The following is a 20,739-nucleotide window of genomic DNA, read 5'->3' as shown; positions in this document are numbered from 1 at the left end:
AGTATCAGGACCAGGGTCGCCGGCGCGGGCCGCCGGCTTCCACGTCAGATGGGAACCCAAGGCACAGGCCTGGGGCGCCCCGGTTCCGGTCGGGACGCCCCAGGGGCTTTCGGTCGGGGACTGTCGGCGAGTTCCCCGTTCGGGCGGGGCCTAACGTGAAAGACCCTCCGGTATCAGATCTTGCGCCACCAACTCGTCGCGCACCAGACCCGCGTACACAGTCGCGCCGTGAACGGACGTATGCGTGTTGTCCCGCTTCTCGTCGTACAGGTAGAGCGACTTGGAGCCCTCGACGCCCCGCGACTCCACCAGCGCCTTGGTCCTGGCCGTCAGATCGATCAGTGGGACGTGCTCGGCGGCGGTGGTGGCGTCGAGCGAGAACGTCTCCCAGGCGGTCTTGATCTGCCCCTTCTCGACCCAGGTGCCCTTGAACGGGTCGGGGTTGCTGTTCTCCAGCACCCAGATGCGGATCTTCCACACGTCCTCGGCGGGCGCGGAGGCGAAGTAGATGTACCACTTGCCGCCGATGCGGTGCAGCTCGGGCGCCCAGATGTGCGCGGCCATGTCGCCGGTGGTGTGGGCCCGCCAGATGACGGACTCGGCGGCCGTGGCGAGGCCGTTGATCGTGTGGGAGCGGCGCAGGACGATCCGGTCGTACTCGGGGACGGTGGCCGTGAAGTAGTAGAAGCCGTCGGTGTGGCGGTGGATGTGGGGGTCGGCGCGCTGCTTGACGAGCGGGTTCACGTACGGGGCTGCTTTCGGGGTTCTGGCCCGTGTGGCCGGTGTGGCCGCCTCGGCCACACCGGAGACCGCTGTCAGGGCGCCCGCGGCCAGGGCGCCCTTCAACATCAGTCTGCGGCTGGCGGTTTCGGGCAGGTCGGGGTCGCGGCTCATGCGGACTCGCCTCTCCGGGTGGGGGGACGGGGAACGGGGATGCGGTGCAGTGCGCTTGCTCCGTTCGACATCTCGAACTACATCTGTCATTCCGAACGTCGAAAAGGTAAAGGTGTGGTACCGGGAGGTCAACGGGTCTGGAGCGACGAGCCGGAAACCGCTTGCCAATTCGCTTGCCGATTTCTGTTATCGGCAGCCCCGTCCGCCCGTCCCCCTATCGTGCGCAGCCATACCCACAGGACAGCAGCGGCCGTCGGCGCCCTCGCGGCGGTCGCCTTCACGCTCACCTCTCCCCTCTTCTTGAGCTCCGTGCACCTGCGGGGCGCCTCAGCCGGTGTCGAGAGCCCGATCGTGCTCAGCCCTTCGGGCTTCCGCGTGTTCGGTCTCTCGACACCGACGCGCCCCTTCGGCTCACTCGCCGCGGACTCCGCCGCCGGAATCCGCGACGTCACCGCCGACGTGCTCGCCGGACGGGACGTGACGCTCTCCGGTGACACGGTGGTGACCGTGCCGGCCGGGACGACCACCTACGGCGGTGCGTTCCACGGCGAGGGCACGCTCACCGTGCGCGGCAGCGGCACGCTGATCCTCACGAAGGACAGCGACTTCACCCTGCCCGACGCCCGGCAGCGGCAGCGCGTCACGACCCGGGGCGGCAACCACCCGTACACCACGGTCACGAACCCCGACCCGCCCGCGATCACGGTCGAGCGCGGTGCGACGCTGCAGTACGGCACCGGCGGCGGCAGCGGACTGATCGGCCACTTCCCTTACAACACCCCTGGTTACCGGCTCAATCAACTGAACATCCGGGTGGAGGGGACCCTCCGCCTGTCCCTGACCCGCACCTTCAACCTCGGCACCATCAGCGGCTCGGGCCTGGTCACCCAGCCCCGCAACATGTGGGGCACCCTCGACCTGGCCGGAACGCACCCCTTCTCCGGCGTCATCGACAACGGCACCGGCACGGCGGCCGGCCGCCCCGAGTTCCCCGTCGCGCTGCCGAACGCCCGGGCGATCCTCAACCAGGGCTCCTGGATCATCGACACCCCCCTGAACCAGACGATCACCCTGCGCCAGGACTTCTACCAGCGGGAGTACGGCAGCGACGTCAACGTCCACTCTCGGCCCGGCAGCAAGGTGGTCCTCACCGGCCAGTACAGCTACAGCGACCGGGGCGGCGACACCGAGCCCTCGCTCAGCGACCCCGGCCTCAACTGGCGGGCGGTACCGCACCATCTGAACAAACGCGGCACCAACATCGAGGGCGCGAACGTCCAGTGGGGCGACGGCACCACGCGCCGGATCTTCATGCCGGGCACCAGGGACACCGTCTACATCAACCTGCACGAGGCGAGCGGCCGGCGCTCCCTGCTCACCTTCGACTACAACGGCCCGGTGACGCTCGGGGCCCCCATCGGCGGCGGCCGGTACCACGACACGCTGGCCGCGCCCGGCGCCGGGGACGTCGTCATCGCGGGGACGCGCGGCAACGACGTCACGTTCGCGGCCCGCCAGTACTACGACGGGTCGACGACCGTCGAGAAGGGCGCGGTGCTGCGGCTGGGCTCGGGGAAGCCGGGCGGGGACGGTTCACTGATGACCGGCACCGGGCGGACGCGGATCGTGGTCGACGGCACGCTGGTCGTCAGCAACACCTCGACGCCCGTGTCGCTGTCCCGGATCGGCGGCAGCGGCTCGCTCGTGCAGTCGGGCGCCGCGACGACCACGCTGACCGGTGCGGAGGTCGCCTACTCGGGCACGACCACCGTCACCGACGGCACCCTGGCCCTGCGCGGCGGCGCAACGCTCGCCCACAGCAAGGCGATCCGGCTCACGACGCAGGGCGCGCAGCTCGACCCTGGCCCGGCGGGCCTGCGGGTGTCGACCACCCTCACCGGCCGGGGCACGGTGCGCGGGCCGGTGACGAACGACGGCACGGTGACGGGCGGGCTCACGGTCACGGGTGACTACAGCCAGCACGCCGAGGGGCAACTGGTCCTGCGCGAAGGCCCGTTGAAGGTCACCGGCCGGGTGCGGCTGGCGGGTGGCCTCGACCTGTCGGACGCCGGCTCACCGTCCGCCCGGCAGATCACCGTCATCGACCACCGGGGCCGAGCGAAGATCGACGGCACGTTCGCGGACCTGCGGGAAGGGGCGACGGTGAAACTCGCCGACACCACCTACCGCATCAGCTACAGGGGCGGCGACGGCAACGACGTCGTACTGACCGCGGTGGGCGCCACCGCCTCCGCCCAGGCGCTGACCGCCCCGTCGGCCGGCACTCCGGACGACCCGACGGCCGCGAACACCTCGCAGGGCGGCTCGCTCTCATGGTGGCCGGGGTACGCGCTGGGAGTGGCGATGGTGGCCGGGCTGCTGGTCCCGGCGATCCTCCGCGAGCGCAGCCGCGCCGCACGAGAGCGCGCACGGCAGGGCGGGCGGCACGCGGCCCGGTAGCAGGGCCCGTCTCGCGGCGCAGGCCGGGCGGGAAGTGGTCGCGGACCAGAGGCTGCCGCCAGGCCTCGTCGTCGAGGAGCTCGGCTCGGTCGCCTCGGTGGTGCTGGTGGCGGTCATGACGCTTTCGGGTGACGGGGACGGCCCGCGCGGGGGTGCACGGAGGGGGACGGGAAGGGCCGGATCGTCACCCGGCATTCCACATGGTGGGCAATCTGTTCACTTACTGGACATACCAGACCGTCGGTCGCCCTGTCGGCCACTGGTACGAAAACTTCGGTGAGTACCCCGGGGCGGCTTGCACATGCCTGTCTCGCGGACCTTTTTTCGGCGAGCTGAGATGTTTCCGCGACGCTTTGTTCGCCGCAGGCGACCTGAGTTACCCTGCGACGGATTTTCTCGTCGCGCAGATCCGTGAACTGCGGAAATGCGGCGATGGGCGGGGCCCGGCGCGGTTCCGAGTCCTCGGTGTGAGGACTCTTGGGGAGCGGAACGAGGTGCGCATGACCAGCAAGACGACCGAGGTTGTGGATCGGGGTCCGGGTGAGCGGGAGCTGCGTCAGCTTCTGGCCGGGCTGACCGCCGTACGGGACGGCGACTTCGGCACACGGTTGCCGTCCGACGGGGAGGGTCTGCTCGGCGACATCGCCACCGTCTTCAACGGCATGGTGGACCAGTTGTCCGTGTTCACCTCGGAAGTGACGCGCGTGGCGCGCGAGGTGGGCACCGAGGGCACGCTGGGCGGTCAGGCGGAGGTGCCGGGGGTCTCGGGCACCTGGGCCGACCTGACCGACTCGGTCAACGCCATGGCGGGCAACCTCACCACACAGGTCCGTGACATCGCCCAGGTGGCGACCGCGGTGGCCAAGGGCGATCTGTCCCAGAAGGTCGACGTGCCGGCGCGTGGCGAGATCCTGCAGCTGAAGGAGACCGTCAACACGATGGTCGACCAGCTGTCCGCCTTCGCCGACGAGGTCACCCGCGTCGCCCGCGAGGTGGGCAGCGAGGGCCGGCTGGGCGGCCAGGCCCAGGTGCCCGGTGTCGCCGGTGTGTGGCGCGACCTCACCGACTCCGTGAACTTCATGGCGGGCAACCTCACCTCCCAGGTGCGCAACATCGCCCAGGTGACGACCGCGGTCGCCCAGGGCGACCTCTCCCAGAAGATCACCGTCGACGCCCGCGGCGAGATCCTCGAACTGAAGAACACCATCAACACGATGGTCGACCAGCTCTCCGCCTTCGCCGACGAGGTCACCCGCGTCGCCCGCGAAGTGGGCACCGAGGGTCGTCTCGGCGGCCAGGCGGACGTCAAGGGCGTCAAGGGCACCTGGCGTGACCTGACCGACTCCGTGAACTTCATGGCTGGCAACCTCACCTCCCAGGTCCGCAACGTCGCCCAGGTGGCCACCGCGGTCGCCCAGGGCGACCTCTCCCAGAAGATCACCGTCGACGCCCGCGGCGAGATCCTCGAACTGAAGAACACCATCAACACGATGGTCGACCAGCTCTCCGCCTTCGCCGACGAGGTCACCCGCGTCGCCCGCGAGGTCGGCACCGAGGGAAACCTGGGCGGCCAGGCCATCGTCCGGGGTGTGTCGGGGACCTGGAAGGACCTGACGGACAACGTCAACGTGATGGCGTCCAACCTGACCGGCCAGGTCCGCTCGATCGCCCAGGTCGCCACGGCCGTGGCACGCGGCGACCTGTCGCAGAAGATCACGGTCGAGGCCAAGGGCGAGGTCGCGGCCCTGGCGGACGTCATCAACACGATGGTCGACACGCTGTCCGCGTTCGCCGACGAGGTCACCCGCGTCGCCCGCGAGGTCGGCACCGAGGGACGCCTCGGGGGTCAGGCGAACGTGCCGAACGTGGCGGGCACGTGGAAGGACCTCACGGACAACGTCAACTCGATGGCCAACAACCTCACCGGCCAGGTGCGCAACATCGCGCTGGTGACGACCGCGGTGGCGGGCGGCGACCTGTCCAAGAAGATCGACGTCGACGCCCGCGGCGAGATCCTGGAGCTCAAGACCACCATCAACACGATGGTCGACCAGCTGTCGTCCTTCGCCGCGGAGGTCACCCGTGTCGCCCGCGAGGTCGGCAGTGAGGGCCGGCTCGGCGGCCAGGCCGAGGTGGAGGGCGTCGAGGGCACCTGGAAGCGGCTGACGGAGAACGTCAACGAACTGGCCGGGAACCTGACCCGGCAGGTCCGCGCGATCGCCGAGGTCGCGAGCGCCGTCGCCGAGGGCGACCTGACCCGCTCGATCACCGTGGAGGCCTCCGGCGAGGTCGCCGAGCTCAAGGACAACATCAACTCCATGGTGGAGTCCCTGCGCGAGACCACGCGGGCCAACCAGGAGCAGGACTGGCTGAAGACCAACCTGGCCCGGATCTCCGGCCTGATGCAGGGCCACCGCGAGCTGCCCGTCGTCGCCGAGCTGATCATGGACGAGCTGACACCGCTGGTCTCGGCCCAGTACGGCGCCTTCTACCTCGCGGAGGACACCGAGCGCGGCCCCGAACTGCGGTTGGTGGGCTCGTACGGCTATCCCGGCGACGAGGAGCGGCCCTCCCGCATCCCCTTCGGCCGCTCGCTGGTCGGGCAGGCCGCGCGCAACCGCCGGCCCATCAGCGTGGAGGAGCTGCCGCCGGGCTATGTGACCATCTCCTCGGGGCTCGGGCAGACGGTGCCGAGCGCCCTGGTCGTGCTGCCCATCGTGGTCGAGGAGCAGGTCCTCGGTGTCATCGAGCTGGCCTCCGTCACCCGGTTCACCCAGATCCACCAGGACTTCCTGGCACAGCTGATGCCGACCATCGGCGTCAACCTCAACACCATCGTGGCCAACGCCCGCACCGACGAACTCCTCGAGGAGTCCCAGCGGCTGACCGCCGAACTGCAGGCACGTTCGGAGGAGTTGCAGGTCCAGCAGGAGGAACTGCAGCGCTCCAACGCCGAGCTGGAGGAGAAGGCCTCGCTGCTGGCCTCGCAGAACCGCGACATCGAGGCCAAGAACCTCCAGATCGAGCAGGCACGGCAGGAGCTGGAGACCCGCGCCCAGGAGCTGGCGCTGGCCTCGAAGTACAAGTCGGAGTTCCTGGCGAACATGAGCCACGAGCTGCGCACCCCGCTGAACAGCCTGCTGATCCTGGCCCAGCTGCTGGCACAGAACCCGTCACGCAACCTCACGCCCAAGCAGGTCGAGTACGCGGGCATCATCCACTCGGCGGGCTCGGACCTGCTCCAACTGATCAACGACATCCTCGATCTGTCGAAGGTCGAGGCCGGCAAGATGGACGTCGCCCCCGAACGCGTCCCACTGCGGAAGCTGCTGGAGTACGTCGAGGCGACGTTCCGGCCGATGACGACGCAGAAGAGCCTGGACTTCACGGTGACCACCGCGCCGGGCACACCCGCCGACCTGCTCACCGACGACTCGCGGCTGCGTCAGATCCTGCGCAACCTGCTGTCGAACGCGGTGAAGTTCACCGAGCAGGGAAGCGTCGAGCTGCGCATCGAACCCGCCGCCGACCGGGAGGTGCCCGCAGGCGTGCACCGCGGTGGCCCCGTCGTCGCCTTCCGGGTGAAGGACACCGGCATCGGTATCCCCGAGCAGCAACTGGAAACGATCTTCGGGGCGTTCCAGCAGGCGGACGGGACGACGAGCCGCAAGTACGGGGGCACCGGCCTCGGCCTGTCCATCACGCGGGAGATCGCCCATCTGCTCGGCGGCGCCGTCACGGTCGACAGCACGCCCGGCCAGGGCAGCACGTTCACGCTCTACCTGCCCGTCGCACGCGCCGACTTCGAGGAACTGGCGGCCGGCGGCGGCCGGCCGGCGGAGCAGCCGCAGGAGCCGGTTCCCTCCGAGGCGGTGCCGGCGCCGCCCGCGGCTGCCGGCCCGAAGCAGGCGCTCGGGCAGCGCAGACGCCGCCTGCTGGTCGTCGAGGAGCGCCCGCGCGGCCTGCTCACCCTCGTCGCGGAGAGCGCGGTCGCGGACATCGCGCAGGACGGCGGCGATCCGCGCGGGGCGATCGACATCATCACCGCCGCGGGAGCGCAGGAGGCGGCGAGCGCGCTGGCCGCGGAACCCTGCCACTGTGTCGTCCTCGAACTCGGCATGCCGGACGACGAGGGCGCGCGCTTCCTGGACGCCATGCAGGGCGACTCCGCGCTGGCCAGTGTGCCGGTGCTCGTCCACACGGGGCACCGCGTGGACCTGGCCCAGGAGCAGTCCCTGCGGTCCCGTGCGGGGGGCCGGCCGCTGGACTTCCTGTCCAGCCTGGACGAACTACGCGAACGCATCACACTGCACCTGTCCGCCGAGGAACCCGGAGACGTACTGTCGCTGGTCCGCGCCGAGGAACCGCAGTACGCGCCCGCGCAGCCCGTGGACGACACCTTCCTCGGCCGCAAGGTGCTCGTGGTCGACGACGACGCGCGCAATCTCTTCGCGCTCAGCGGCATCCTCGAACTCCACGGCTTCCAGGTCCTGCACGCGGACAACGGCCGCAAGGGCATCGAGATGCTGCTCGCCCACCCGGACGTCGCGCTGGTCCTGATGGACGTGATGATGCCGGAGATGGACGGGTACGCCGCCACCGCCGAGATCCGCACCATGCCGCAGTACGCCGACCTGCCGATCATCGCCGTCACGGCCAAGGCGATGCCGGGCGACCAGGAGAAGAGCCTCGCGTCCGGCGCGAACGACTACGTGACCAAGCCCGTGGACACCAACGACCTCATCGCCCGCGTCCGACGCTGGCTGCCCGCCTGAGGAAGGGACACGCTCCCGCCGTGCGCACCAGCCCACCGGGCGCCGACCGGCGCCGTCCCAGCCGAGGAACAGGCCAACCGTGAGCAATCCCCAGCAACCGCCCGAGCCGGAGGGCGTACGCGCTCCGGCCGGTGAACAGGCAACCCCCGAGCCCCCGAGCGGGAGCCCGGCCGCCGCCGAGCCGCGGAACGGGAACCCGGCCGCCGAGCCGCTCGGCCGGACGGCCGCAGCCGCCGAGCCGCTCGGTCCGACGGCGGCGGGTACCGGGCCCGTGGCCGACGCCCTGCTCGGTCCCGATCCGGTCGGCGGTCACCCGGCCGGGGCCGAGGCCGCCGACGAGGATGAGCGCGGGCAGACGTCCCCCGTCGGCAGGCTCGCCGCGACCGTGGAGCGGCTGCGTCGCGAGGTCCGTGCGGCGCAGGCCGAGGCGGACGGGCGGGCCCTGATCGAACTGGCCAAGGGCATCCTGGTCGAGCGACTGGGATGCGGGCCGGCGCAGGCCGCCAGACAACTCGCCGAACTGGCCAAGCAGGCGGGTGCGACCCCGCTCGAGTTCGCCGTAGAGGTCATCAACCAGGCCTCGCGTGACCGGCTCTCCGAGGTGGCCACCGCCTTCCTGGCGATGACGACCGGCTCCGCGGACTCGGCGGCCTCCGACGAGGCGGGTGGTCCGCCTGCGAACCTCTCTTCCGTCGTGCGGCTGCGCGCCGCCGAGAGCGGTGCGCTGGCCGCCCAGGACACCCAGGCCGTCGCCGACTCCCTGCTGGAGCACGCCCTGACCCCGCTCGGCGCGGTTGCCGTGGCCATCTGGGCCGTGGGCTCCGACGGTTCCCTCAGCCTGGCGGGCAGCGCGGGGTTCTCATCGGCTGAGGCGGGGCGCTGGCGATATGTGCCCCCGGGCGTGGCGACCGTGGCTCGACGCGGTCTGGCCGAGCGCGCGGGGCACTGGATCGGCTCCCTGTCCGAGACCGGCCTGCCCTCCATCGGTCAGCACCTCCACCCGGACGGCGGCAGGGTCGCCGTTCCGGCCGGTACCGGCGGCCGGCTCCACGGAGTGCTGGAGATCGTCTGGCCCACGCCGCTCGGACAGCAGCCACCGCGGATCGTCCGTCAGGTCGAGGCCCTGGCCGAGCTGTGCGCCCACACCCTGGAGTCCTACGCCCTGCAGTACCCCGACGGCGTCCCGAGGCCCGGGGTCCTGCCGCACGTCGCCGAGCTGATGGACCTGGCCGACGGGCTCCACGACCCCGCCCTGGTGCTCGTGCCCCACCTGGACGGCAGCGGGGAGCTCGTGGACTTCCGCATCCAGCATGTGAACAGCCGCTTCCTCGACCCCGCCGGCCGACCGCGCGGCGTCGTCAACGGTGCCCTGCTGCTGGAGGCGTACCCGCTGGCCGCCGGCGAGAGCGAGCTGTTCGACCGGATCGAGCGCGTGTACGCCACCGGGGAGCCGTTCCGCGCCCACCGTATGAGGCTCACCGCACTGGTGGACGACGTCCCGCTGGCTGCGGTCGCCGACATCAACATCACCCGGCACGCCGGCAACGTCCTGCTCATCTGGCGCGTCGAGGACGAGACGGCACGCCTGGCGAGCCTGCTCCAGCACGCCCAGCGCCTCGGCCGGATCGGCGGCTTCGAGGAGAACCTGCTCACCGGCGAGATCACCTGGAACGGGCAGCTGTACAGCCTCTACGGCAGACCCACTTCGAGCGTCCCGGTGCCGCTGGAGAACCTGCCCGCGCACGCCCACCCCGACGACGCCGTCGCCATCGGCAGGTTCCTGCGCACCGTGCTCCACCACCGGCGTCCCGCGTCCACGGCCTTCCGCCTGCAGCGCCCCGACGGGGTGACGCGTCACATCCGCGTGGTGGCCGAGCCGGTACTCGACTCCGACGGCCGGTTGTTCGTCGTCCGCGGCGCCTACCAGGACATCTCCGCCCACCACTGGACGGAGGTCGCGCTCGCCGCCACCCGTGACCAGCTCGCCCACACCGAGCAGCAGGCGAGCGAGCGCAATCGGCTCACCCTCCAGCTCCAGCACGCGATCATGCCCCCGGCGCAGGCCCCGCTGGAGGCTCCCGGCCTGCAGGTGGCCGTACGCTACCGGCCCGCGGAGACGGAACAGCTGGTCGGCGGCGATTGGTACGACGCGGTCCTGCTGCCGTCCGAGCTGGTGCTGCTGTGCGTGGGCGACGTGGCCGGACACGGCATAGAGGCGGCCACCAGCATGGTCGTGCTGCGCAACGCGCTGCGGGGGCTCGCCGTGACGGGCGCCGGCCCCGGCCAGTTGCTGTCCTGGCTCAACATGGTCGCCCACCATCTGACCGGCGCGGTCACCGCCACGGCGGTCTGCGGCCTGTACGACCCGGTTCGCCACACTCTGCGGTGGGCCAGGGCGGGCCATCTGCCGCCGGTCCTGGTGCGGGGCGCCGAGGCCGCGCCGCTGCCCCTGGTCAAGGGGTTGCTGCTGGGCGCCGTGCCCGAGGCGACGTACGAGGAGCACGAGGTCCAGCTGGCCGTGGACGACACCCTGCTGATGTACACGGACGGCCTGATCGAACGCCGTGACCGTTCCGTGGAGGAGTCGCTGGCGCAGCTGCTGACGGCCGCGCTCACAGTGTCTCCCACGCTGGACCAGCAGCTGGACCGCCTGCTCACCTACAGCAAGTCGGACACGGACGACGACACCTGCATCGTGGGCATCCGCGTGGCCTGACGGGTGCGCGACGGGCGCCCGGGATGCCCACGTACTGGACGGCGCCGGGCGTCCGCCCGCCCTTCGACTAGCGTCATGTCATGACCAGCAACACCACTCCCGCCCTCGCCGGGGCGCTGGCCGCAGGAACCCTCGTCCTGGACGGCGGCATGTCGAACCAGCTCGAGTCGGCCGGGCACGACCTGAGCGACGAGCTGTGGTCGGCGCGGCTGCTCGCGGAGCGGCCGCAGGCGATCACGGAGGCGCACCTGGCGTACTACGAGGCGGGTGCGGACGTGGCGATCACGTCCAGCTACCAGGCGACGTTCGAGGGCTTCGCCAAGCGCGGCATCGACCGCGACCGGGCGGCCGCGCTCCTCTCCCTCAGCGTCGAACTGGCCCGCGAGGCGGCAGCGCAGGCACGGGAGAAGGGCGTCACACGTCCGCTGTGGGTGGCGGCGTCCGTCGGCCCGTACGGGGCGATGCTCGCGGACGGCTCCGAGTACCGGGGCCGCTACGGCCTCACGGTCGCCGAACTGGAGGCCTTCCACCGCCCGCGCCTGGAGGTACTCGCGGCGGCCGGCCCGGACGTCCTGGCGCTGGAGACGGTCCCGGACACGGACGAGGCCACCGCACTCCTGCGGGCGCTGCGCGGCCTGGGCGTCCCCGCCTGGCTGTCGTACAGCGTCTCCGGCGACCGCACGCGCGCGGGCCAGCCCCTTCAGGAGGCGTTCGCCCTGGCCGCCGACGCGGAGGAGGTGATCGCGGTGGGCGTGAACTGCTGCGCTCCCGGGGACGTGGACGGCGCGATCGCGACGGCGGCACGGGTCACCGGCAAGCCGGTGGTGGTCTACCCCAACAGCGGCGAGTCCTGGGACGCCGAGGCCCGAGCCTGGGACGGCCGCTCGACGTTCACCGCGTCGGAGGTCGCGGGGTGGCGAGACGCGGGGGCACGGCTGATCGGGGGCTGCTGCCGGGTGGGGCCCGAGGCGATCGGCGGGATCGCGGGGGCGTTGGGGGCCAGGGCGTGAACCCACGTGAACAGATCCGTGTGAACAGACCCGTGTGAACAGACCGCATGAACCAAGACATCCGTCTGTGGCCCCGTTGATCGACGCGACCGGCACCTCGGTCCATCGACCCCGTTGAACCGTCACTGCCGCCCCGCCCCGCCCGGACGCCGCAGTCGCCGTACCACCGACAGCGGTACCGCGCCCCTCCGCACCGCCCCGTTTCCCTGTGCGAGGGTCGGCTCCGGGCGGGTGCGGGCCGCCTCCCACAGCGTCATCTCCGGGTCGCGGGGGCCGTACACGACCGGCTCCCCGTCCCCGCCGAAGATCCGTACCGGGTGCCTGGCGTCCCACGCCGGCCAGCCGGGGTCGCCGTCCGTCGCGAAACGCACCCATGCCCCGTGCATCTCGTGGGCCAGTGCGCGCGGGGCGTTCGGCCCCGCCAGTTTCGCCGACTCCGGGACCTCCGCGCTGTCGAAGACGAAGCCCAGCTCCAGGGCGTGACAGGCGCCCAGGCCGGGGAGGTTGGAGCGCCAGGCAAACTCGTAGACGTATGTGGGCGCGTGGTCGGCGCGGGAGTCGGCCAGGCGGTGCAGGGGGTGGCGGAGCAGGTGGTCCGTCATCATCTGGCCCACCACGTCGGAGACGGGCGCGTCCGGGTGGGCCGTGCGGTAGCCGCGCGGGACCTCGGGGCCGCAGTGGCAGCGGGCCATCGCGCCGGCCACGGCGACCGGGCCCAGGCGGTCGATGCGCTCGGTCAGGCCGGTGGGGGCCAGCCAGAGGCGGTACTCCTCGCTGGTCCAGCCCACCAGCAGGGGTACGTCGCGGGCGGCGCCGGCCAGCAGCGCCTCCAGCGGGTCGCGCGGTACCAGGTCGCCGTCGACGACGATCCCGAAGGCGGGGCCGCCGAGGATCGGGCTCGCCCGGCGGCCCACCTCCGCCTGCGCCTCGGCCAGCATCGTGCGGTCAAGCGCGGCGAACGCCGCCGCCGTCGCCGGCACCTTCAGCCTCGCCGCCATGCGCCGCACCAGGCGGCGTACCTTCTCCCGTTCCGTGGCCTCCGGCGGCCCGCTCTGCAGCACCGCCCGCCCGAACAGTCCCCGGGCGCGCGGACTCGCCAGCAGCGCGCCGATGCTGATCGCGCCCGCCGACTCGCCGAAGACGGTCACCCGGTCGGGGTCGCCGCCGAACTCCGCGACGGACTCGTGCACCCACTCCAGCGCGGCGAGCTGGTCGCGCAGCCCGGGGTTGGGCGGAGCGTCCGGGAAGAGGCCGTAACCCTCCACTCCCAGGCGGTAGTTGAAGGTGACGAGGACCACGCCGTCACGGGCGAAGGCGCTGCCGTCGTACACGGGCACGGCCGACGAGCCCCGGGTCAGGGCGCCGCCGTGAACCCACACCATCACCGGCAGCCGGGCACCGGCGACCGGGTCCGGCGTCCACACGTTGAGGTTCAGGCAGTCGTCCCCGGCGACCACCGGGTCGGACAGATAGCGGGCGAAGGCCTCCGAGTACGGCGGCTTCGGCGGCGTCGGCCCGAACGCGCCCGCGTCGCGCACCCCGTCCCACCGCTCGGGCGGCACCGGCGGGCGGAAGCGGTGGGGGCCGAAGGGCGGGGCGGCGTACGGGATGCCGCGGAAGACGGCGACCCCGTGCTCGTACCGGCCGCGCACGGCCCCGTAGGGGGTACGGACCACGGGGTCCGAACGGTGCGCCGGGTTCGGGGTCACGTCGTCCACAGGGTCCATCCGGCCTCTCCTCACCGCGGGGGCTGCCCACATCACATGACTTCCCCCGTGCGCGACACCGCGCATCCGGTGTCTTCCACGGCAACTCACCACGGCCTTAATGTAGAAAGCGCTTGCCATGAGTGGTTGCCGTCAACGGAGTTCCAGGGCCCTCGGGACGGGGCCGGAGAGGTGGGCCCATGGTGCGTACCGCAGGCGCGGCCGGACCGACCCTCGCGGTCGTCGCACGCGAGGCCGGTGTCTCCGTGCCGACGGCGTCCAAGGTGGTCAACGGCCGCGAGGACGTGGCACCCGAGACCCGCCGCCGTGTCACCGAGGCTCTGGACCGGCTCGGTTACGTCCGAAGACCCCGCTTCGAGGCCAACAAGCCGCCCGCTCTCATCGACCTGGTGGTGCACTCGCTGGAGAGCACCTGGTCGGGGGCGATCCTGCACGGTGTGACGGAGGCCGCACACGACGCGGGCCTCGAGGTGGTGGTCTCCAAGAGCCTGAACCGCACCCGGGACGGGCGCCCGGAGCGCGGCTGGCTCGACAAGCTGTCGGCGCGCGGCTCCGCCGGCGTCCTGTTCAATGTGGCCGAGCTGACCCCTTCCCAGTACGCCTGGCTGGACCAGCACCGCGTTCCGTACGTCCTCATCGACCCGGTGCTGGAGCCGCCGCCGGGCGTGGTGTCGGTGGGCGCCGCCAACTGGCAGGGCGGGGTGGCCGCCACCGAGCACCTGCTGAACCTCGGCCACGAGCGGATCGCGGTCATCGGCGGCTACCGGCGCAAGCTCTGCAGCGGCGCACGGGTCGCCGGGTACCGCTCGGCGCTGTCCGCGGCGGGCATCGCGTACCGACCCGAGTACGTGCGCCACGGCAACTTCGACGAGGCGACCGCCCACCGGCGCGCGCTGCAACTGCTGGACCTGCCCGAGCCGCCGACGGCCGTCTTCGCCTGCTCGGACCGGATGGCGCTCGGGGTGTGCGCGGCGCTCGCGGAGCGGGGGCTGCGGATGCCGGACGACGTCAGCGTCGTCGGCTTCGACGACCTGCCGGAGGCGCGCTGGGCGACACCCCCGCTGACGACCGTTCGGCAGCCGCTCGGGGAGATGGCCGCGACGGCGCTCCGGCTGCTGGTGCGCATGATGGCCGGCGCACGACCGGAGGGCACCCGCACGGAACTGTCGACCCGCCTGGTGGAACGGGCCAGTACGGCGCCTCCGCGCCGCTGACTTGCGACGGCTCGTCGCAACTGGGGCTCGAGTCCGCGCGGGCAGTCCCGGAGCCTACGACTCCCACCCGGCCGCCCAGCGGATGCCGCCGAGGAGGTGGGCGCGGAAGTCGGGGTTCTGGTACGCCTCCGAGGCGTGTCCGAGTGCCGTGTAGAAGACCCGGCCCCCGCCCTGCTCACGGCACCAGGCGAGCGGGTGGTCGGCCCCCATCCCGCCGCCCTCGTAGGACGACTCGTCGGCGGAGACGAGCACCCGGACCGAGCCACGGGGGTTCGTACGGAAGTCGTACCACTCGTCCTCGAACTCCCAGACGGCGGGCAGGTGCCGCGTCGCCGGATGCCCGCGGTCCTCGACGACGGCCTTGCCCCGCTGGTACGCGGGGTGCCGGTCGAACCAGGCGCCCAGGAGTCCGCCGTAGTACGGCCAGTCGTACTCGGTGCAGGCGGCCGCGTGCACGCCGACGAAACCGCCGCCGTCCCGCAGGTACGCCATGAACTGTTCCCGCCCCGCCGGGGTCAGCACCTCACCGCTGGTGGAGAGGAAGACGACCGCGCCGTACACGTCGAGGGGAGCCTCGAAGACCCCCGGGTCCTCGGTGGCGTCGACCTCGAAACCGTGCGCGGCCCCGAGGTCGCGTACGGCGGCGACGGCATCGGGGATGGAGTCGTGGCGGTAGGCGGTGGTGCGGGAGTACACGAGCACGCGGAACGGCATGGCAGCGAGCCTAGGCGTGTGGCGGGGCCGTACCGACAGCAGAGGGCATCGAAAGGAACGCGGTGAGCGAGCGGCGGTGCAGCTGCCGGGCGCTGAGGCCCAGTCGGTCGGCGGTGGCGGCGACCGGGCGGCCCGAGTCGGGCGCCGCGACCAGCCCGCCCAGCAGCGGGTCGGGGGCCGGGGAGCGGGCGGCGCGCTCCAGGGCGATCTCCTCCAGCGCCGTCGCGGGGTCGGCGGCGTCCACGCGGCCGACCAGCCGGCGCACCTCGACCGCGGGCCACAGCTCGGCCAGCTCGACGCGCCGGTCGCGCAGTTCGTGGGCGGGGACGTCCAGGTAGGCGGGTGCGGTTCCGGGGTGGAAACGGACGCCGGCCCAACGGACGGGCGGGCCCTGCGGGTGGTACCCGCGCGTGTCGGGGCCGGCGACCAGGAGCCGGCCCTCGGTCCACAGCAGGTCCATGCAGCCGTCGGGCAGCACCGGCCATCCGGCGGTGGAGGACAGGTTGGTCCACACGACGGCGCCCGGGAGCCGGGACGCCCGCTCGGCGTACCCGGCGGTCGCGAAGCCTCGCTCGACAGCCACGCTCGTCAGGCTGTGCCCGCGCTCAGTCCGCCGGTCCCTCCTTTTTCTGCGGGTGGATCTGGCCGCTGCGCACCTGCGTGCGCAGGCGGGAGGTGACGTCCTCCGGGGGCAGGAAGCGGGACCAGCGCTCCGGGAACTCCGACGGCATGTCCGGGTCGTCGGGGTCGGCCACCCGGGTCGCGGCGGCGCGGGCCACGTACTCGGCGGCCTGCTCCTCGCGCAGCCGCTCGTTCGCCTCGCGGGCCGCCGCCGTCGCGGCGGCGGGCCACACGCGGTCGATCGCGGCGTTGACGGCGGCACCCACCAGGACGGCGAAGGCGGACACGCCGATCCACAGCAGGACGGCCACGGGGGCGGCCAGCGACCCGTAGATCGTGGGGCCCTCGACCGTCTGCGTCAGGTAGATGCGCAGCAGGAAGCTGCCCAGCACCCACATCGCGAGGGCTACCAGAGCGCCGGGCACGTCCTCGACCCATGGTGACCGCACGGGGACGGACACGTGGTAGAGCGTGGTCAGGAACACGATCGACAGGACGATGACCACCGGCCAGTACAGGACCTGCACCACGGTCGTGGACCAGGGCACGACGTTCACCACCGCGTCCGGACCCGCCACCATCAGCGGCAGCGCCACCGAGCCGATCAGCAGCGCCACGATGAACAGCACGAACGCCAGCAGCCGGGTCTTCACGATGCCCCGGGTGCCGTCGAGCCCGTACATCACCGTGATCGTGTCGATGAAGACGTTCACCGCGCGGGAGCCGGACCACAGGGCGAAGAGGAAGCCGATGGAGACGACGTCGGGACGGCCGGCCTTGAGCACGTCGTGCAGGATCGGCTGGGCGATCTCCTTGACACCCCGGTCGGACAGCACAGTGCGGGACGCGTCCAGGATGTTGTTCTGCAGGCTCTGGATGGTGTCGGTCCCGGTCCAGTGGTCGACGTAGCCGAGCAGTCCGACCAGGCACAACAGCAGCGGCGGCACGGAGAGCAGGGTGAAGAACGCCGCCTCGGCGGCCAGCCCCAGGACGCGGTACTCCATGCACGAGTTGACGATGTCCTTCAGCAGCAGCCAGGCGGTCCTGCGCTTGGAGACGTTCCGGTAGAGGGCACGTGCCCGGTGGAGACGGCCGGAGGGCCGCTCGGGGATATCACTTGCTGCTGGCTGCACGCCTTAACGGTATCCGCCGCCCGGGCCCCCACTCACCCCGCAGTGCTGTGGCCCCCGGTGTGGCGCATCCCCTCGGCGATACGAGTGACCGATCGCGTACCGAGGGGTAGGTTCAGCTCATGGCAGCCAGCACGCACACCGTGACCAATCAGGCTCCGCCGCTGGTCGGATATGACGTCTTCGCCACTGATCGTGCCCTTGTGGAGGCCGTCGAACGGCATCTGGACCCCGCGCTCCTGGACGAGGTGCGCGCCGAGCTGTCGGGGCTCGGGCTCAGCGCGGGCTCCGCGCAGGTGCAGGAGTGGGGGGCGCAGGCCAACGAGAACCCACCCAAGCTGCAGACCCACGACCGTTACGGCAACCGCATCGACGAGGTGGAGTTCCACCCGGCCTGGCACCGGCTGCTCGGCAAGGGCGTCGCCGCGGGGCTGACCGCGGCCTGGTCGCGGCCGGGCGGGCATGTGCGCCGGGCGGCGTCGTTCGTGATCTGGAGCCAGGTGGAGGCGGGCCACGGCTGCCCGCTGTCGATGACCCACGCCGCCGTGCCCGCGCTGCGCACGGATCCCGTGCTCGCCGCCGAATGGGAGCCCCGGCTGACCTCGCTGGTCTACGACCGGGGGCTGCGCCCGGCCGCCGAGAAGGCCGGCGTGATCTTCGGGATGGGCATGACGGAGAAGCAGGGCGGCAGCGACGTACGCGCCAACACGACGACGGCCCGGCCGCTCGCCGAGGACGGGACGTACGAGCTGACGGGCCACAAGTGGTTCTGCTCGGCGCCCATGTCGGACGGGTTCCTGGTGCTGGCGCAGGCCCCGGGAGGGCTGACCTGCTTCCTGGTGCCGCGGGTGCTCGAGGACGGCACACGGAACGTGTTCATGATCCAGCGTCTGAAGGACAAGCTCGGCAACCGCTCCAACGCCTCCAGCGAGGTCGAGTTCGACGGCACCTGGGCGCGCCGGGTCGGCGAGGAGGGGCGCGGGGTGCGCACCATCATCGAGATGGTGGCGGCGACCCGGCTCGACTGCGTCCTCGGCTCGACGTCGCTGATGCGGCAGGCGGTGGTGCAGGCGATCCACCACTGCACCTACCGGGAGGCGTTCGGCGGCCGGCTCCTGGACAAGCCGCTGATGCGCAACGTGCTCGCCGATCTGGCCCTGGAGTCGGAGGCCGCGACGACGCTGGGGCTACGGCTGGCGGCGGCGTACGACGAGGGGGGCGAGGGGGAGCGGGCGTTCCTCAGGCTCGCGGTGCCGGCCGCCAAGTACTGGGTGACCAAGCGGTGCACGCCGGTGGTGACGGAGGCCGCCGAGTGCCTCGGCGGAAACGGCTACGTCGAGGAGTCCGGCATGCCCCGGCTGCTGCGCGAGTCGCCGCTGAACTCGATCTGGGAGGGCGCGGGCAACGTGCAGGCGCTCGACGTGCTGCGCGCGCTCCAGCGTGAGCCGCACGCCCTGGACGCCTTCCTCCAGGAGGTGGGCCGGGCGCGCGGCGCGGACCACCGTCTGGACGGCGCGATCAAGAACCTGCTCACCGAACTCGCCGATCTGGAGGGTATCGAGGCCCGGGCGCGCCGTGTGGTGGAGCGGATCGCGCTGGTGCTCCAGGGGGCGCTTCTTGTGCGGTACGCGCCCCCGGAGGTCGCGGACGCCTTCTGCGCCTCACGCCTGGGCGGCGACTGGGGTGCGGCGTTCGGCACCCTGCCGCACACCCTGGATCTGGCCACGGTGGTGGAGCGGGCCCGGCCGGTCGCCTGAGATGCTCCGGCCACAGGGATCGATGGCGGCGGGGGTGGTGCTGCGCCGACTCGGCACCACCCCCGCCTGCCGGCCCCGTTCAAGGAGCGCGGACGCCGTCTGAGCGGCGTTGCACAAGTTTCAACCAGAGCTTGGCCCTCCGCCAGGGTTGCAAAGGGTTGCAACCCGCGCCCGCTCTGGCCGGACTTCCCCCCTCCGCCGACCGTAGACGGCAGTATGAGGACCACCGTCGACACGGGCCGGGGGACGCTTCCGGCCGGAATCCGTCGACGGGGACGGACAGCCTTGGGGGAGGTTTCCAGTGGCGTATTCGGCCAGAGGGGTCACGCGGCTCGCCGCCCTGGACGTCGGGCAGGCGGCGCGCGTGCTGAGCGAGGTGCGCAGCGCGACGCTCGCGGGGCAGCGCGCTCCCGTCCCGCCGCGTCCGGTGATCGAGGCGTCCTGGGGGCGGATGCTGCGCCGCGGGGTCGACCCCGACCACGACGTCCGTGCCGACCCGCTGGGCCGTGACGAGATCGAGCGCCGCCGCCAGGACTCCCCGCTGCGGCAGGTGCTGCCGGTGCTGCGCGAGGGCCTGCTGTCGGTGGCGGACGTCGCGCACCACATCATGGTCGTCGCGGACGCGGACGGGCGGATCCTGTGGCGCGAGGGCAGCGCGCCGGTGCTGCGCAAGGCGGACGGGCTGGGCTTCGAGCCGGGCGCGGACTGGGGCGAGGGGGTCGTCGGCACCAACGGCGTGGGCACCCCGGCGGTGACCCGGCGGCCCGTACAGGTGTTCGCCTCCGAGCACTTCGTACGCTCCCACGCCTCCTGGACCTGCACCGGCGCCCCGATCACGGACCCGCGCGACGGCCGGCTGATCGGGGTGGTGGACGTGAGCGGCCCGCTGGAGACGATGCATCCGGCGACGCTCGCGTGGGTGGAGTCGGTGGCCCGGCTCGCGGAGGCCCGGCTGCGGGAGACGCATCTGAACGCGCTGGAGAGGCTGCGCGCGGTGGCGGCGCCGCTGCTCGCGCGGCTCGGTGGCCGTGCGGTGGCCGTGGACAAGGACGGCTGGACGGCGGCGGTGACCGGGATGCCGTACACCGGCCGGGTGGCGCTGCCCGCGTCGCTCGGGCCCGGCCGCGCTCTGCTGCCGGCGCTGGGCCCCTGCACGGTGGAGCCGCTGCCGGGCGGCTGGCTGATCCGCGCCGCGGACGCGCCCGCGCCCGCACAGGTGGCCCGGATCGTCCTGGACGTCTCCCATCCGCGCCGCTGGTCGGTGACGGTCTTCGGGGACACGGGCTCCTGGACCCATGAACTCAGCCCCCGGCACGCGGAACTGCTGTACCTGCTGGCCGTGCACCGCCAGGGCCGCACGGCCGCGGCCCTGGCGTCCGACCTGTTCGGCGACCCGGCCCGCACGGTCACGGTCCGCGCCGAGATGTCCCGTGTGAGGCGGTATCTGGGAGCGTTCCTGGAACACCGGCCGTATCGTTTCCGCGAGTCGGCGGAGGTGGACCTGCTCACCCCGGACGACCCGAACGACCTGCTGCCGCACTCGACGGCGCCTGGGGTGGTGAGAGTTAGGCACACCCGAACGTGGGGATAACCCTGCTTTTCCCGGGTCTTCGACCGGTCCTCCATCCGTCTGCCGTAGCATCCCTCCTTACAGGCCACCCCACCCGCTCCTGAAGTCAACATACGGACCACGAGGAGCAGTTGGCCGACGCCGGGAGGTT

The 20,739-nt window shown here is 72.2% G+C and carries 11 protein-coding genes and 1 pseudogene; 7 read left to right on the top strand and 5 right to left on the bottom strand.

All coding sequences use genetic code 11. From position 1 onward, the window contains the following. Nucleotides 1–150: 150 nt before the first annotated feature. Nucleotides 151–894, bottom strand: a complete 744-nt coding sequence (locus tag ACZ7L1_RS01420; RefSeq protein ID WP_471433201.1) for a family 43 glycosylhydrolase — start codon at nucleotides 892–894, stop codon at nucleotides 151–153. A 219-nt stretch (nucleotides 895–1,113) separates the two neighbouring features. Here ACZ7L1_RS01420 and ACZ7L1_RS01415 point away from each other — a divergent pair, with 219 nt between their 5' ends. The 4 genes from ACZ7L1_RS01415 to mmuM all read left to right on the top strand — a co-directional run bounded on the left by ACZ7L1_RS01415 (nucleotide 1,114) and on the right by mmuM (nucleotide 11,855). Then, nucleotides 1,114–3,354: an autotransporter gene (locus tag ACZ7L1_RS01415; RefSeq protein ID WP_471433199.1), complete on the top strand. Its 2,241-nt coding sequence runs from the start codon at nucleotides 1,114–1,116 to the stop codon at nucleotides 3,352–3,354. A gap of 500 nt (nucleotides 3,355–3,854) precedes the next feature. Further along, nucleotides 3,855–8,129 carry a HAMP domain-containing protein gene (locus tag ACZ7L1_RS01410; protein WP_471433198.1) on the top strand — a complete coding sequence of 1,425 codons (4,275 nt, stop codon included), beginning with the start codon at nucleotides 3,855–3,857 and terminating at the stop codon, nucleotides 8,127–8,129. Nucleotides 8,130–8,400: 271 nt separating this feature from the next. Further along, nucleotides 8,401–10,845: a SpoIIE family protein phosphatase gene (locus ACZ7L1_RS01405; protein ID WP_471433522.1), complete on the top strand. Its 2,445-nt coding sequence runs from the start codon at nucleotides 8,401–8,403 to the stop codon at nucleotides 10,843–10,845. 80 nt (nucleotides 10,846–10,925) lie between these two features. Further along, entirely contained in the window at nucleotides 10,926–11,855 is a 930-nt protein-coding gene (mmuM, locus tag ACZ7L1_RS01400; RefSeq protein ID WP_471433197.1) for a homocysteine S-methyltransferase, read from the top strand. A 122-nt stretch (nucleotides 11,856–11,977) separates the two neighbouring features. Here the strand turns inward: mmuM and ACZ7L1_RS01395 are convergent, their stop codons facing one another. Then, a complete protein-coding gene (locus tag ACZ7L1_RS01395) occupies nucleotides 11,978–13,582 on the bottom strand; it encodes a carboxylesterase/lipase family protein (RefSeq protein ID WP_471433196.1) in 1,605 nt (534 codons plus the stop codon). Nucleotides 13,583–13,761: 179 nt separating this feature from the next. Here ACZ7L1_RS01395 and ACZ7L1_RS01390 point away from each other — a divergent pair, with 179 nt between their 5' ends. Then, on the top strand, nucleotides 13,762–14,796 hold the full coding sequence (locus ACZ7L1_RS01390) for a LacI family DNA-binding transcriptional regulator (RefSeq protein WP_471433194.1): 1,035 nt from the start codon (nucleotides 13,762–13,764) through the stop codon (nucleotides 14,794–14,796). 54 nt (nucleotides 14,797–14,850) lie between these two features. Here ACZ7L1_RS01390 and ACZ7L1_RS01385 read toward each other — a convergent pair whose 3' ends face one another. The 3 genes and pseudogenes from ACZ7L1_RS01385 to ACZ7L1_RS01375 all read right to left on the bottom strand — a co-directional run bounded on the left by ACZ7L1_RS01385 (nucleotide 14,851) and on the right by ACZ7L1_RS01375 (nucleotide 17,264). After that, nucleotides 14,851–15,510 (bottom strand): ThuA domain-containing protein, encoded by a 660-nt coding sequence (locus tag ACZ7L1_RS01385; protein ID WP_471433193.1) that lies wholly within the window; start codon nucleotides 15,508–15,510, stop codon nucleotides 14,851–14,853. 55 nt (nucleotides 15,511–15,565) lie between these two features. Further along, a pseudogene (locus tag ACZ7L1_RS01380) lies at nucleotides 15,566–16,102 on the bottom strand (DUF6597 domain-containing transcriptional factor); the annotation flags it as partial. Nucleotides 16,103–16,115: 13 nt separating this feature from the next. Further along, nucleotides 16,116–17,264, bottom strand: coding sequence for a YihY/virulence factor BrkB family protein (locus tag ACZ7L1_RS01375; protein ID WP_471433192.1), 1,149 nt, complete (start codon nucleotides 17,262–17,264; stop codon nucleotides 16,116–16,118). Nucleotides 17,265–17,383: 119 nt separating this feature from the next. On the opposite strand from ACZ7L1_RS01375, the gene ACZ7L1_RS01370 reads away from it, so the two are divergent. Both ACZ7L1_RS01370 and ACZ7L1_RS01365 read left to right on the top strand, forming a co-directional pair. Beyond that, nucleotides 17,384–19,018: an acyl-CoA dehydrogenase family protein gene (locus tag ACZ7L1_RS01370; protein ID WP_471433190.1), complete on the top strand. Its 1,635-nt coding sequence runs from the start codon at nucleotides 17,384–17,386 to the stop codon at nucleotides 19,016–19,018. Between the two features lie 301 nt (nucleotides 19,019–19,319). After that, nucleotides 19,320–20,609: a GAF domain-containing protein gene (locus ACZ7L1_RS01365; protein WP_471433188.1), complete on the top strand. Its 1,290-nt coding sequence runs from the start codon at nucleotides 19,320–19,322 to the stop codon at nucleotides 20,607–20,609. Nucleotides 20,610–20,739: the final 130 nt, after the last annotated feature.

The organism is Streptomyces sp. NPDC107546 (genome assembly GCF_055639175.1).
This window is presented reverse-complemented; position numbering and strand designations above follow the sequence as displayed.

Bases quoted from the DNA above. Each gene is read 5' to 3' on its own strand.
- ACZ7L1_RS01420 (WP_471433201.1), bottom strand. From the start codon at position 894: ATGAGCCGCGACCCCGACCTGCCCGAAACCGCCAGCCGCAGACTGATG.
- ACZ7L1_RS01410 (WP_471433198.1), top strand. From the start codon at position 3,855: ATGACCAGCAAGACGACCGAGGTTGTGGATCGGGGTCCGGGTGAGCGG.
- mmuM (WP_471433197.1), top strand. From the start codon at position 10,926: ATGACCAGCAACACCACTCCCGCCCTCGCCGGGGCGCTGGCCGCAGGA.
- ACZ7L1_RS01395 (WP_471433196.1), bottom strand. From the start codon at position 13,582: ATGGACCCTGTGGACGACGTGACCCCGAACCCGGCGCACCGTTCGGAC.
- ACZ7L1_RS01390 (WP_471433194.1), top strand. From the start codon at position 13,762: ATGGTGCGTACCGCAGGCGCGGCCGGACCGACCCTCGCGGTCGTCGCA.
- ACZ7L1_RS01385 (WP_471433193.1), bottom strand. From the start codon at position 15,510: ATGCCGTTCCGCGTGCTCGTGTACTCCCGCACCACCGCCTACCGCCAC.
- ACZ7L1_RS01370 (WP_471433190.1), top strand. From the start codon at position 17,384: ATGGCAGCCAGCACGCACACCGTGACCAATCAGGCTCCGCCGCTGGTC.